We start from the raw sequence: 14,058 nt of genomic DNA on the forward strand, positions 1-14,058 counted from the left end.
AGGGGAGGGGTGAGTTCGTTCTGCCCTGTCGCAACTCAACAATTCCTCCCCGGAACGGGGAGGGGGACCATGCGCAGCATGGTGGAGGGGGCGTGCCGGAAACGACATCCCCTGTGGAAGCCACCCCCGTCAGGCCAGCAGCCTGCCACCGCCCCGTGCCGGGGAGGTCAACCCTGGTTGTAATGCGTCCGGAAATGCTTGGAGAAGACCTCCAGGAACGCCTCGTCCGAGGCGTCGGCGACGCCGCTGAAGCTCGTCACATAGGCCTGCCACAGCGCGGCATCGCGGGCGAGGGGGACGACGCGTTCCAACATCCCGCCCTTTTCGGCGCGCGCCTCGATCGCGGCGGGGGCGAAGCGTTCGATCGTGGCCTTCAGCGCGCCCTGCATCGCGCGCAGCGTCGCGATCTGGTGCGATTGCAGGTCGCGGAACGCATCCTCGACCGCCTCGTCGCCCGCCTGGAAACCGGGTTGTGGCGCGGAAAGAAGCGCGATCAGCGCATCTTCGGGCCGGCGCGCGAATTTCAGCGGGTTGTGGCCGCTGGGATTGAAGGCGGTGGCATCCGCGCCAAGCTGCGCCTTGGCCCGTGCGCGCGCCTCCAGCATCACGACCAGACCGGAGACCAGCTTGGCGAGCAGGGGCGCTGCGCGGCGCATCGCCTCGGCGGGGTCGGGGAATTGCGCAGGGTCGAGGCCGGCGGCACGCAGAAACTCCGCCGCATCGCCGGCGCCGGTCGGGGCGGGCGGGGGCGCCGGGGGCTTGGGACGTTCGGGGGGAAGCGCGGCCTGCGGCTCGGGATTGAGGCCCAGCGGATCGCGCGGTCGCTCGACCGGCTGGCCGAAACCGCCGCGTGCCCAGTCGACGACATTGCCCTCGGCGATGCGTCCCCATAGCTCGTTGGGCGACGGAGTGGGCGGCCGATCGGGTGCCGCGCTCGACCAGGGCGAGGCGGGGTCGGCGAGCGGCGCGGCGCTGTCCCAGGCGGATACGACCGGCGGAGGCGGTGCCGCCGCCTCTGGCGTCCAGCCGCCGCGTGGCGGCGATGCGGGGGCGGCGGGAGTGTCACCCCATACGCTGCTGGCCGCACGGTGCGGCTCGGGCCGGGCGAGCGACGGGCCGGTTTGGGGCTGCCAGCCACCGCCACCGCCGCCGGTGGACGGAACCGGTCCCCAGCCGCTGGCGGCGGGCGCCTCACTGGCCGCCGGCGTGGCACCTGCCGTATCGCCCCAGCCATGCCAGCCTGAAGCGGCGGGGGCGGCCCCCTGTGACGACAGCCGCGCCTCGATCACATAGGGGCCGGCCAGGAAGCGGTCGCCGTCGCGTACGACATGCGATCCCGATACGCGCTGGCCGCTCGTGCCCAGCATCGTGCCGTTGGTCGAACAATCGGTCAGCAGATATTGCTGCCCGTCGAAGCGAATCTCGAAATGGCGCGAGGACAGATGCCGCGTCGGGTCGGGCAGCGCCCAGTCGCAACCCGGCGCGCGCCCCACCACCGCGCCGCGCCGGTCGAGCACCAGCTCGCGCGGGGTGCCGCCCTCGGGCCGGGCATCGCCCGACAGCGTCAGGGTCAGCGTCATCGGGGCGTGGTCATTCCAGCTAATGATGCAGAACCCTTATTTGCCGCCGCCGGGCGTGACCTTGGGGGCGGACAGGGGTTTCGGGTCGGCGACACCCGCGCCGCCATCGGGATTGATGTCGGTCCGCCCGCCATTCAGAACCAATGTCGCCCCGCCATTGATCCGCGCATCGGGCGAATTGACCTTGAAGGACGCGGTGCCCTGAATTTCGATGTTGGGCGACTGGATCGTGATCGAATTCGGCTCGATCGTGATCATCGAATTCTGGCAGCGGATGGTCAGGGATTGCCCCGCCTCGATCTCCAGTACCTGTCCGACCAGCAGCGTGTCGTTGCGCCCGACCCCGGTCGAGCGGTCGCGGCCGATCGACTTGCTATCGTCGCGGCCGATGTTGGTCGTGCGGTCCAGCCCGACGCGGCGGCCCTGATTGTGGCCGACATGGCGCGTCTCGTCGAAGCGGACGCGGCTGTTCATGTCGCGCTCGGCATGGATGAACAGCTCTTCCTGGCCGCCCTTGTCCTCGAAGCGGATCTCGTTCGAGGTGCGGTTCTGCCCGCTGTCGAGCGCCTCGCTCTCAGGGTAGTCGCCGCTCGCGCCATAGGTCAGCGTGCGCCACACCGCGCGCGTCTTGTTGGCGGGCAGGTCATAGACCGGCATGTGCGCGCGGTTGAAGACGCGCCCCATCACCACCGGCCGGTCGGGATCGCCATCGAGGAAATCGACCAGCACCTCATGCCCGACACGCGGCAGGATGACATTGCCGAGCCCCCCCGTCTGCGACACGCGAATCCAACAGGTCGAGCGTTCGCCTGGCGTGTCGCCGCGATCCCAGTGGAAGCGTACCTTCACCCGGCCATATTCGTCGGTGTAGATCGTCTCGCCCGCCGGTCCGGTGACGATCGCGGTCTCCAGCCCCATAGCGCGCGGGCGCGGGGTTTCGGGCACCGGCTGGAACGCGGTGTCGGCGGGAATCGCCTCGAACCGGACGTTGAACGGTTCCTCATCCTCCTGCTTGCCCGAGCGGTAGCTTTCCGCCGTGATCGAGTGGAAGGTGGAGGTGATCAGGTAGGCGGCGTTCATCCGTCCCGCGGGATGGCCATCGACATCGACGCGGTAGCCCGTCGTCAGCCCGGCGGCCTGCGAGGTGCCGGTAAAGGTGCGCCGCCCGGCGCGCTGCGCATCGAGCAGCGCCTGGCCACGCTCGCGCCCCGTCTGTTCCTGGTCGCCGCGCCCGGTCTTTTCGCGGGTATAGCGGCCCGGATAGATGAAGATCTCGCGGTCGTCGCGCGGATGCGCGCCCTGGCCCGTCGCTTCGGCGGCAAGCGGCTGGTCGGGGGCCTCGAAATCGAAATCGCGAGTGACGACGCGCGCCTCGCCGGTGGAGACGACCCGCTCCATCCAGCTTTGGACATAATCATTCTGGCGATTGAAGCGCGACTTGGAATTGGTGGTGAAGACCGAGACGCTGTTGGCGTTGTAGGTCAGCCGCGACGGCCGCCCCGGCTGGTGCGACGCGGTCCCTTCGCACAGCACCATGATGTGGCGATCTTCCTCATGCTGGAAGAAATAATAGATGCCTTCCTCTTCCATCAGACGCGAGACGAAGGCGAAGTCGCTTTCCTTATATTGCACGCAGTAACCGCGCGGCACGCGCGGGCGGGACAGGCGGCTGTAATCGACGTCCTGGATGCCGGCGCCTTCGATCACCTGCTTGATGATCTCGACCGCGGTCTTGTCCTGAAAGATCGCCATCTGGCGGTTCTGCGCCAGATAATAGGTCCAGGGCTGCAGGGTCAGGCGGTAATGATGGCCGCTCTGCGTTTCCTTCACATATTCACCGGCGGTGACCAGCCCGTGGAACCGGCGCAGCAGCTCCTCATCCTCTAGCACGGCGAGCGCGGCGGGCTTGCCGAGATGCGGCTGGAGATCGATCTCCAGCGGCGAGATGATGTCCGCATGATAGGTGAAGGGGCGCCCCAGCCGTTCGCTGCCCTCGATCCGTTCTAGAACGACCTGCTCGTCACCGACGTCGATCGACATCTGTGTCAGGCGCTGCGTCGATTCCGCCACCTGAAACTCCCATCCAACCCGCCCGGATCAGGGCAGGCGTGGCCAAGAGTAATGCCGCGATCCCGATAGGACAATGGTTCAACGTGTTTAGCATAGAGCAAGTCCCATAGGGTCAGATCGGACCATTATGGTTACCGCGCTATTTGCCTTGATGCTGCCACAATGGCTTGTGCTGCGCGTTATGGGTCAGTAGACTTTCCCCTTAGGTGAGCAAAAGCAAAGAGGTGTCGATGCGTACGAAGCTGCTGCTGACCCTGGCCCTGCCGGGTGTGATCCTGATCGCCGGTGGCGCGACCGCGCAACAGCGTGGCGGCGGCGATCGCCCGACGGTCGAGGGCTATCTTTGCACCTTTGCCGGCAAGTGCGACGGCGTCGAGGCGCCGCAGGCGACTCGCAACGCGCCCGCCACCAAGGGCTTCCGCCTCGCCCGGCCGGTCGCCGAGTCGAACGCATCCGCCACCCCCGCCGCCCGGGCGGTATCGACGCGCGGGCCGGAGCGGCGCGCGGCGGCGGCCTCACCGGGACGCGGGCGCGGGATCGGCGGCGCGGCGGCGGTCGCGGCCGCCAACAGGGCGTCGGGCTACAGCGCGGCGGCCCCGATGCCGGCGGCCGGCACCGGCGTCGCCCGGCCGCGTGCCGACCTGATGATCGGCTTCCATCTGAATTCCGACCAGCTGACACAAGAAGGGCGCGAGGCGGCGCAGGTCTTCGCCCGCTCGTTGCAGATGCCCGAACTGCGCGATCGCCGCTTCCTGATCGAGGGACATACCGATCTGCGTGGCGGTCGCGCGCTCAACCAGTCGCTGTCGTCGCGGCGTGCGCAGGCGGTGGCGGATTATCTCGCCAGCCTGGGTGTGGACCGCAGCCGGTTGCAGGCGCGGGGGCTGGGCTATTCCGCGCCGCTGCCGGGCCATGCGGTGACCGATCCCGCCAACCGGCGGGTCGAGGCGGAACTGATCCGCTAAGCGGGGCGACGGGCATGGCACCCGATATCGACACCCTGTCGCAGCCCTTGTCGCTCGACGCGCCGGCCGGGCCGGACCTGTCCTATGACAATGGCCGCCAGGCGATCGAACAGGCCTTTGCCGATGACGGCGAAGAGGTCGACTGGCCGCGCACCATCGCGCTGATCGTCGCCCAGGCGCAGGAGACGCGCGACGTCTGGCTCGCCATCTACTGGATGCGTGCCGGCGCGCAGAGCGGTGACCTCGAGGCGGTCGAGTCGGGCGCGACGCTGCTCGCTGACCTGTTCGAGCGGATGTGGACCGACGCGCATCCGACGATCGCGGAATATGGCATCCAGGGGCGGCGCGGCGCATGCGAGTCGCTGGTACGGATCGGCGAGTTTCTGGGGCCGCTGCGCCGCGTGCCGCTGATCCAGCATGCGCGGCTGGGCAGCTTTTCGGGCGCCGATCTGGAGCGTTTTGCCGAGGGCGGTACGAGCGAGCCGGGCTATGGTCCGTTCCGCGCCGCGGTCGCGGACACGCCGGTCGATGTGCTGGAGGCGGCCGTCGCGCGGCTGACCCGGATCGAGGCGGCGATCCGACGCGCCGATGCCGTGCTGTCAGACCGCGCCAGCGCGATCGGCGAGACGGGGACGAATTTCGAGCCGACCTATGACGTGCTGCGCACGATCACCCGTGCGCTGGCGCCGTTCACCGGTGCGACTCATGATGATGAAGTAATCACCAACATAGGTGAAGTTTCACTACAAGCATCGCAGCCAAATTCCGCCGGTTTCGTTGCCGGGCGCATCAACAATCGCGAGGATGTCGCCAAATCGATCGATCAGATCATCGCATATTATGCACGCTCTGAACCATCAAGTCCGATCCCGATCGGGTTGAAGCGAATAAAGTCATGGATTACCATGGACTTCATGGAGATTCTGAAGGACATAGCGCCGGGTAGTGGCAATGAGGCCAGTGTCGTATTGATGGCACGGGACTCCGGCGGCTCGTCCTCGGATTTGATGTAGCGATTGAAACTTACCCGTAACGATGCGCGTTCGGCGCTTTAGCCGAAAGTGAAACAGGGAGGCAGTCATGGCTATCAAGAGCGGTCAGCGCTTCATTCGCGAGAACCGCAAGCCGCGCGTCCATATCGAATATGAAGTCGAAACCTATGGCGCGCGCCAGAAGATCGAGCTGCCGTTCGTCATGGGTGTGCTGTCCGATCTGTCGGGCAAGAGCCTGAAGGACAAGAAGGCCGCCGAGGTTCGCGAGTTCGTCGATTTCGACATGGACAATATGGACCAGCGGATGGAGGCGATCGCCCCGCGCGTCGCCTTCGCGGTCGACAACACGCTGTCGGGCGAGGGCAAGCTGGGCGTCGACCTGACCTTCTCGTCGATGAAGGACTTCTCGCCCGGCGAGATCGCCAAGAATATCGAGCCGCTGTCCAAGCTGCTCGAGGCGCGGACCCAGTTGGAGGATCTGCTGTCCTATATGGATGGCAAGCATGGCGCGCAGGACCTGCTCGACAAGGTGCTGAAGGACCCGGCGCTGTTGAAGGCGCTGTCGGCCGCGCGCGACGACGCGGCGGCGGAGCAGCATGCTTCGAACGACGATGCCGGCACGCCGCCGGTCCAGGCCTGATCCCCCACCTCAATTCCGGAGCGACCCATGGCTCAAGACGCGCTGAGACAGACCGACGCCGCCGCCCCCGCCGAGGCTGAGGGCGAGCTTTCCGAATTCCAGGCGCTCCTGCAAAAGGAGTTCCGCCCCGCCAATGACGAGCGCAAGACGCGGATCGAGGCGGCGGTGCAGACGCTGGCCGAACAGGCGCTGCAAAATGCGCAGGTGATCGGGGGCGACGTGTTCGCCACGGTCGATGCGATGCGCGCGGCGATCGACCGCAAGCTGACTGAACAGATCAACAAGATCATCCATCATCCCGAGTTCCAGCAGCTCGAGTCGGCCTGGCGAGGTCTCGAATATCTCGTCATGAACACCTCGACCGGCAAGGACATGAAAATCCGCGTGATGAACATGTCCAAGGAAGAATGCCGGCGGATGTTCCGCCAGTATCGCGACGCGGCCTGGGACCAGAGCCCGCTGTTCAAGAAAATCTACGAGTCGGAATTCGGCCAGCTGGGCGGGCAGCCTTATGGCGCATTCGTCTGCGACTATTATTTCGACCATTCGGCCGCCGATCTGGAGGTCATGCGCGGACTGTCGCGGATCGGCGCGGCCAGCCATGCGCCCTTCATCGCCGCCGCTGCGCCCGCGCTGCTGGGCATGGACCGCTGGACCGAGCTGTCCAATCCGCGCGATCTGGGCAAGCTGTTCGACGCGACCGACTATGCCGCGTGGCGCTCGTTCCGCAAGTCGGAGGACAGCCGCTATCTAGCACTCGCGCTGCCGCGCTTCCTGGGGCGGCCGGTTTATGGCGCCAAGAGCGAGCCGGTCGACGAGTTCGATTTCGAAGAGGATACGGGCGGCGAGCATGACGCGCATCTGTGGCTGAACGCCGCCTATGCGATGGGCACGCGCATCACCGAGGCGTTCAACACCTATGGCTGGACGACGCGCATCCGCGGCGTCGAGTCGGGGGGCACCGTCGAGGAACTGCCGACCGCGACCTTCCCGACCGATGAGGGCGGGATCGATTACAAATGCCCGACCGAGATCGCGATTTCGGACCGGCGCGAGGCGGAGCTGTCCTCGGCCGGGCTGATGGCGCTGGTCCATCGCAAGAACACCGATCAGGCGACCTTCATCGGCGCGCAGACCGTTCACCGGCCCGCGACCTATGACAAGAAGGAGGCGACCGCGAACGCCAACCTGTCCGCGCGTCTGCCCTATATCTTCGCGAGCTGCCGCTTCGCCCATTACCTGAAGTGCATGGTGCGCGACTGGGTGGGCGGATCGCGCGAGGCCGACCAGTTGCAGCGCGACCTGAACAACTGGGTCCTGCAATATGTCGACGGCTCGCCCACGACCTCCAATGAGGAGACCAAGGCACGCCTGCCGTTGAAGCAGGCGAAGATCGAGGTCATCCCGGACGAGGAAAATCCGGGTTACTACAAGGGCAAGTTCATGTTCGTCCCGCACTACCAGCTGGAAGGCATGGATGTGGCGCTCAGCATGGTGTCGCGCCTGCCCAAGACGTCGGGATGATCGGAAATTCCATCTGACCACGACCAAAGAGAGGGAGAAATCTCATGGCAGTCGACCTTTTCCTGAAAATTGACGGCATCAACGGCGAGTCGCGCAAGAAGAACCACGCGAACGAGATCGACATCATCTCGTTCGACTTCGGCGCGGTGCAGCATGGTTCGTTCCACACCGGCGGCGCCGGTGGCGGTTCGGGCAAGGCCGAAATCTCCGACATCCGCATCCAGAAGGAAGTCGACAAGTCGTCGCCGCTGCTGTTCAAGGCCTGCGCCTCGGGCAAGCACATCAAGGAAGCGATCATCTATTCGCAGAAGGCCGGCGACGGCAATGCGCCGCTGACCTATTACAAGATCCGTCTCGAGGACGTGATCGTCTCCGACATCCACAATAACGGTGCGTCGGGCGGCGATTCGATCATGGAGTCGGTGACGTTCAACTGCGCGAAGGTGACCTTCGACTATCAGGCGCAGAACGAACAGGGCGGCAAGGACGGCGGCGTCGTCACCGCTTACTACGACATCCGTCAGAACGAAGCGGGCTAAACCCGCCGCAAAGTCCGGTACGGGGCGTTCGCGTTGGCCCTCTCGATCCAGGAGTGATGATGACCGACGCGGACGCCCTGCTCCGCTCCGGCGACCTCACCGGTGCGCGCCGCGCACTGGTGGAGGCCGCTCGGACCGCCCCCGGCGATGCCAAGACCCGGCTGTTCCTGTTCCAGTTGCTGGCGCTGGCCGGCGAATGGGACAAGGCGGCCACACAATTGACGACGCTCGCCAGCCTGTCGCCCGAGGCGCAGATGCTGTCGGTCGTCTATGGACAGGCGATCGCCGCGGAACGCGTCCGCGCCGACGTCTTTGCCGGCACGGTGCGTGCCGATATTCATGGCGAGGCACCGGACTGGTCCTTGCAGATCGCCGAAGCGCTGCAATTGTCCACGCAGGGCAGGGTCGAGGAGGCCGATGCCTTGCGCGACACGGCGTTCGTGGCGGCCCCCGACACCCCCGGTTCGTTCAATGACACGCCGATCGCATGGATCGCCGACGCGGACTCGCGTTTCGGCCCGACGATCGAGGCGATCATCGGTGGCCGTTACGGGCTGCTCCCTTTTTCCGACATCGCCGTGATGGTCAGCGAGGGGCCGCGCGACCTGCGCGATCTCGTCTGGTATCCGGTCGAACTCACGCTGAAGACCGGCCCGCGCATCGCCGTGCTGCTGCCGGCCCGCTATCCGATCATCGGCGATCCGGCCGCGCTGGACGCGGACCATGCGCTGGCCCGTGCGACCGACTGGCGCGACGATGGGCGGGGCGGCGAGATCGGTATCGGCCAGCGAATGTTGATGACGTCGGACGGCGGCGAGCATGGTCTGTTGTCGCTCCGCCAGCTGCGCTTTGACTGAGGCCGGCCATGCCCGTCACCCAGCGCCTGACCCCGACCCTGTTCGACAAGCTGGTCGCCGATCTTGAGATTTCGGGCATGCGCGACATGAGCGACGAGGCGCCCGAGATCAGCCGCGAGAATTTCCGTTATTATTCGGTGCCCCGGCTGGAGCGGTTCAACGAGGCGGCGTTGCGCGCGACGATCCGGCGCGATCTGGCCTGGCTGTTCAACACCACCAATCTGGAATCGCTGGTCGATCTGGAACGCTATCCGCATGTCGCCGAGTCGGTGCTCAACTATGGGCTGACCGATCTGGCGGGGCGCGTGCTCAACCGGCGCGCGGTGCTGGCGCGGGCGCGGGAGATTCGCCGCGCGATCCGGCTGTTCGAGCCGCGCCTGTCGCGCGACGGGCTGACCGTCGATCCGATCGAGGATGAGGACGAACCCCATGCGCTGCACTTCATGATCCAGGGCGACATCGCGGCCGCCGCCGAGGCGATCGCGGTCAAGTTCCGGACCGAGGTGGAGGCGGAGACGGCGACGGTGAACGTCCGTGAGTAGTGCCGGCATCGATCCCCGGCTGCTGCGCTTCTACAATGACGAACTCGCCTATTTGCGCGAGGAGGCTCGCGCGTTCGGCGAGGAGCATGAATCGGTCGCGGGCCGGCTGGGCCTGAAGACCCCGACCGATCCCGACCCCTATGTCGAGCGCCTGCTGGAGGGGGTCGCCTTCCTGGGCGCGCGCGTCCAGCTGAAGATCGCGGATCAATATCCCGAATTCACCCAGCATCTGCTGCACGCGGTCCAGCCGCATTATCTGGCGCCGACCCCGTCCATGTGCATCGCCGGGTTCGAGCCCAAGGAGGGCGATCCCGTCCTGATCAAGGGGCATGCCGTGCCGCGCGGCACCCCCCTGATCGCGGCGGCGGGCGAGCAGGGCGGGGCGAGCGTGGAGTTCCGCACCGGCCATGACGTGACGCTCTGGCCGCTGAAGATCACCCAGGTCGAGTATCTGGCGAGCCGCGTCGCGGTCGCGCCTTTCGCCGGGGCCGCCAATGTCCGCGCCGAGGCGGGCCTGCGCATCCGGTTCGAGGCGACGGCGGGGGCCAGCCTGCCGCAAATCCTGCCCAAATCGCTGCCGCTTTATCTCGCGGGGTCGGAGGCGGTGCCGGGCGAACTCTATCGCCAGATCATGGGCGAGACGATGGCGGTCGTCGCGCGATCGGCGGATGCGGCGGCGGGTGCCGAGGGGTGGGTGAAGCTGCCCCAGCCCGAACAGGTCGGCTTTGCCGATGACCAGGCGCTGCTGCCCGCCGAGCTGCGCTCGTTTCGCGGTTATCGCCTGCTCAGCGAATATTTCGCCTGTCCCGAACGCTTCCTGTTCGTCGACCTGCCCGGCCTCGACCGCGCCTTCCGCACCAGTCCCAAGGCGTGCGACGTGGTGCTGTTGTTCGACCGGTCGTCGCCGGTCCTGCACGATGCGGTCGCACCCGCCAATTTCCGCCTGTTCGCGACGCCCGCGATCAACCTGTTCGAAAAGCAGCTGGGGCGCGTCCGCCGCTCGCGGTTCGAGCATGAACATCATGTCGTCCCCGATCGCGCCCGGCCGCTCGACTATGAGGTGTTCCGGGTGCTCGACGTGCAGGCCTACGGCGCCAATGGCGTCGCGCCGCGCACCGTCGCGCCGCTCTATGCCTATGGCGCGCTGCTCTACGACTGGAGCGACGCGCTGTTCTACACGACGCAATTGCGTCCGCGCCGCCTGTCGACGCGCGAGCAGCGCCTGCGGCGGCGCGGCGAATATACCGGCACCGAGACCTGGCTCAGCCTGACCGCGCCCTCGGACCCCGCAAGGCTGGACGAGGTCGACGAACTAGCGGTGCGCGCGCTGGTCACCAATCGCGAGCTGCCCGAACTGCTGACCTTTCGCGGCGACCAGCATTTCATCGTCTCGGGCGTGCCCGCGCGCGCGGTGACGGTGCTGCGCGCGCCGACCCGGCCGCAGCCGCCTTTGGGCATGGGCGATGCGGCCTGGCGGGTGATCGGTCACCTGACCCCCAATTACATGACGATCGCGCCCGAGGAGGGCAGCGATCCGCAGGTGCTGCGCGATCACTTAGCGCTCTATGGCCGCCCCGACGACGCCGATGCGCGCCGCCAGATCGACGGCGTCACCGCGATCCGCTCGACCCGCATCGCGCGGCGCGTGCCCGGCATGGACCGGATGGCGATCGCGCGCGGGCATCGCATCCATGTCACGCTCGATGACAAGGCCTTCGACAAGGAACGCAAATTCCTGTTCTCGGCGGTGCTGGAGCGCTTCCTAGCCGAGTTCGCCAGCATCAACGCCTTTACCGAAACCCATGTCGCCAGCGTCAATGAAGGGGAGTTTCAGCGATGGCCGCTGAGGATCGGTCGCCGGCCGACCATCTGAGCTTCCTGGCGGCCGCGGCGGCGGACACCAAGCGGCATGGGCTGTTCCCCATCGCGCGCGGGGCGGAGGCGCGCGCGCCGCATCTGCCGCGCCTCGGCCGCGCCCGGCGGCCGGCGCAGAGCATCGCCGATCTGGCACAGGTGCCCACGCTCGCCTTTCCGGACTCGACGCTGGCCGGGGTCGCGGTCAAGGACGGGCGGGCGCGCGTCGAGGGGCATTGGCTGGGCTTGACCGGGCCGATGGGGCCGCTGCCCCAGCATCTGACCGAGTTCGCCGCGTTCGAGCGCCGCTATGCCCGGCAACAACCCTTTGGTCGCTGGCTGGATGTGCTGGCCGGGCGGATGCTGCAATTCTTCTACCGCGCCTGGGCGGATTCACAGCCGGCGGCGCAGGCCGACCGCCCGCAGGACGACCGCTTCGCCGAACAGGCCGCGCGGCTGACCGGCGCGACGCAAGGGGCCAAGCCGAACGGCGCCTTTCCCGCCCATGCCCGGCTTCATTATGCTGCGCTGTTCGCCGGGCGGCGCAGCGCCGGCGCGATCGAGGATGCGCTGACCCATCTGCTCGGCCAGAGCGTACGCGTGCTGGAATATCAGCCGCGTTGGCGCGACATCGAGCCGGAGGACCAGACCCGGCTCGGCCGTCAGTTCAGCGGTTTTGGCGAAGGCATGGTGCTGGGCCGCCGCACCCGCGTCGCCTCCGACGCCTTCCGCGTGGTCATCCGCGCCCGCTCGCGCGCCGATTACGAGGCGCTGCTGCCCGGCGGCAAACGCTTCGCCATCCTGTCCGAAGCGCTCGACGCCTTCGCCCCCAGCCACCTAGAATGGGACGTCGCCCTGGAAACCCCCGCCGAACAGGCGCCGGCGGCACGGCTGGACGGGCGCACGCGGCTGGGCTGGTCGGGATGGCTGGGCGGGGGCGGGAGCGACGTGCGCCGTGACGCGCACCTGCGGCGGACCGGGGGCAAGGCACAGAAGGAACAGTTGCACAGGAGTGATGTCGCATGACAGGAACGATGCGAATGGGCAGTCGCGGCGACGCCGTGCGGGCGTTACAACGGCAGCTCCAATCGACCGATCCCAGCCTGCAGGCCGATGGCATATTCGGCTCGCAAACCGAACGTGCGGTGCGCGCATTTCAGCGTCGGGTAGGGCTGTATCCCCCCGATGGAATCGTTGGCCGCCATACTGCCGGTGCGTTGCAGCGAGCCGCCACCGGCGGGCGCGCGGCGAGCCTGCCGGGTGCGCAGCGTCAGGCTGGTCGCAATCCCGGTGCCCTTGGCCCTACCGTCGCCAACGCTCGACAGCGCGCCACTACCGCGCCTGCCCCTCGGGGTGAGGCTTCGCCGGTGGGCGATATGCATATGTCGCTGAAGGGACGGAACTTCATCTTCGATCATGAGGCGCAGCGGAAGGTCAGCCATGCGTTGCACCATCCCACGGCGTCGAGCGGCGTCACGATCGGCGCCGGTTATGATATGAAGGAACGCACGGCGGCAGCCATTGAGCGCGACCTGATCGCGGTGCAGGTGCCCGCCGCAGCGGCGCGAACAGCTGCCATGGGCGCGGGCTTGTTCGGCGCACAGGCGACCGCCTTCGTGAAGGAAAACAAGAACCTGCTGAACCTGACCGAGGGGCAGCAAAGACAGCTGATCATTCACGTCGTCCCGCATTACGAGGCGATCGTGAAACGCCGCATCCGCGTACCCCTGCACCAGCAGGAGTTCGATGCGCTGGTATCCTATGTTTACAATCCCGGCGCTGGCTGGCCCGCAACTGCGAGGCTGGTCAATGCTGGCCAGAAGCATGACGCGATGCTGGAGATCAAAAAGCACGTTCGATCGGGCAAGACGGTCGTCGCCAGCTTGGTCCGGCGGCGCGAGGCAGAAGCTCGTATGTTTTTGTACGGAGAATATGAATGATGCGTATCTGGATGAAGGGACTGGTTCCCGCGCTGATCCTCAGTGGATGTGGCGCACCGGCCGAGCAGGTGGTGGCCAATGACACGACGGCGAACGCCATCGGATCGGGCGACACATCGACTGAGACCGTGAATATGGCGGCAGATGCCCCTGCGCCGATCGCCACGGAGGCGGCGGCTCAGACCGCACCGACGATCGACCGCACGAACCAGACCGGGGCGAAGCTGTACCGCGAAATCCTGCTCGACGGCGGTACGCTGGAGGATGCGCGCATCACCGATTTTCGCCTCGACGATCGCTGCACGACGAGCATCGTCACGGCCGCCGGGTCCACGAAGGTCGATTGGCACAAGGTGGGCAATGTCGTGAGCCGGACCACGTCAGGACGTCGCATCATCAAGATCGAGCGGGACGGACCGCCCGTCGAACTGTCGATACCGGAAAAGGGCGATACGCCGACCGGCAATGCCGCTTTGCAGCTGGAAAGCGGGTTCGGCTTGCTGGCGGGCGAATGCCAGTCATGACCCCGCGCCCCTGACCGCCAGCCCTCCAATC

13 protein-coding genes are annotated in these 14,058 nt (G+C 66.9%); 11 read left to right on the plus strand and 2 right to left on the minus strand.

What is annotated here, in order from left to right; genetic code table 11:
- Positions 1–167 precede the first annotated feature (167 nt).
- Both tagH and ACQHGV_RS02765 read right to left on the minus strand, forming a co-directional pair.
- Entirely contained in the window at positions 168–1,580 is a 1,413-nt protein-coding gene (gene tagH, locus ACQHGV_RS02760) for a type VI secretion system-associated FHA domain protein TagH (protein ID WP_440979338.1), read from the minus strand.
- A gap of 36 nt (positions 1,581–1,616) precedes the next feature.
- A complete protein-coding gene (locus ACQHGV_RS02765; RefSeq protein WP_440979339.1) occupies positions 1,617–3,650 on the minus strand; it encodes a type VI secretion system Vgr family protein in 2,034 nt (677 codons plus the stop codon).
- A gap of 230 nt (positions 3,651–3,880) precedes the next feature.
- Between ACQHGV_RS02765 and ACQHGV_RS02770 the strand changes: the two genes are divergently transcribed.
- The 11 genes from ACQHGV_RS02770 to ACQHGV_RS02820 all read left to right on the plus strand — a co-directional run bounded on the left by ACQHGV_RS02770 (position 3,881) and on the right by ACQHGV_RS02820 (position 14,027).
- On the plus strand, positions 3,881–4,615 hold the full coding sequence (locus ACQHGV_RS02770) for an OmpA family protein (protein WP_440979340.1): 735 nt from the start codon (positions 3,881–3,883) through the stop codon (positions 4,613–4,615).
- Positions 4,616–4,629: 14 nt separating this feature from the next.
- The gene (locus tag ACQHGV_RS02775) at positions 4,630–5,628 is read left to right on the plus strand and encodes an ImpA family type VI secretion system protein (RefSeq protein WP_440979341.1); all 999 of its coding nucleotides are present in this window, start codon (positions 4,630–4,632) and stop codon (positions 5,626–5,628) included.
- A 67-nt stretch (positions 5,629–5,695) separates the two neighbouring features.
- Positions 5,696–6,247 carry a type VI secretion system contractile sheath small subunit gene (tssB, locus tag ACQHGV_RS02780; protein ID WP_440979342.1) on the plus strand — a complete coding sequence of 184 codons (552 nt, stop codon included), beginning with the start codon at positions 5,696–5,698 and terminating at the stop codon, positions 6,245–6,247.
- A 27-nt stretch (positions 6,248–6,274) separates the two neighbouring features.
- Positions 6,275–7,771, plus strand: a complete 1,497-nt coding sequence (gene tssC / locus ACQHGV_RS02785) for a type VI secretion system contractile sheath large subunit (RefSeq protein ID WP_183952858.1) — start codon at positions 6,275–6,277, stop codon at positions 7,769–7,771.
- Positions 7,772–7,815: 44 nt separating this feature from the next.
- A complete protein-coding gene (locus ACQHGV_RS02790; RefSeq protein WP_183952859.1) occupies positions 7,816–8,310 on the plus strand; it encodes an Hcp family type VI secretion system effector in 495 nt (164 codons plus the stop codon).
- A gap of 56 nt (positions 8,311–8,366) precedes the next feature.
- Positions 8,367–9,167 carry a type VI secretion system accessory protein TagJ gene (locus ACQHGV_RS02795; RefSeq protein WP_440979343.1) on the plus strand — a complete coding sequence of 267 codons (801 nt, stop codon included), beginning with the start codon at positions 8,367–8,369 and terminating at the stop codon, positions 9,165–9,167.
- 8 nt (positions 9,168–9,175) lie between these two features.
- A complete protein-coding gene (tssE, locus tag ACQHGV_RS02800; protein ID WP_183952861.1) occupies positions 9,176–9,709 on the plus strand; it encodes a type VI secretion system baseplate subunit TssE in 534 nt (177 codons plus the stop codon).
- Positions 9,702–11,582, plus strand: coding sequence for a type VI secretion system baseplate subunit TssF (tssF, locus tag ACQHGV_RS02805; protein ID WP_440979344.1), 1,881 nt, complete (start codon positions 9,702–9,704; stop codon positions 11,580–11,582). The genes tssE and tssF overlap by 8 nt, the downstream gene beginning before the upstream one ends.
- The gene (gene tssG / locus ACQHGV_RS02810; RefSeq protein ID WP_440979345.1) at positions 11,546–12,589 is read left to right on the plus strand and encodes a type VI secretion system baseplate subunit TssG; all 1,044 of its coding nucleotides are present in this window, start codon (positions 11,546–11,548) and stop codon (positions 12,587–12,589) included. Before tssF ends, tssG begins: the two co-directional genes overlap by 37 nt.
- The gene (locus ACQHGV_RS02815; RefSeq protein WP_440979346.1) at positions 12,586–13,503 is read left to right on the plus strand and encodes a glycoside hydrolase family protein; all 918 of its coding nucleotides are present in this window, start codon (positions 12,586–12,588) and stop codon (positions 13,501–13,503) included. The genes tssG and ACQHGV_RS02815 overlap by 4 nt, the downstream gene beginning before the upstream one ends.
- Complete coding sequence (locus ACQHGV_RS02820; RefSeq protein WP_440979347.1) at positions 13,500–14,027, plus strand: hypothetical protein; 528 nt, start codon at positions 13,500–13,502, stop codon at positions 14,025–14,027. The genes ACQHGV_RS02815 and ACQHGV_RS02820 overlap by 4 nt, the downstream gene beginning before the upstream one ends.
- Positions 14,028–14,058: the final 31 nt, after the last annotated feature.

It is taken from the genome of Sphingomonas pseudosanguinis, assembly GCF_052056765.1.
GTDB lineage: Bacteria > Pseudomonadota > Alphaproteobacteria > Sphingomonadales > Sphingomonadaceae > Sphingomonas > Sphingomonas pseudosanguinis.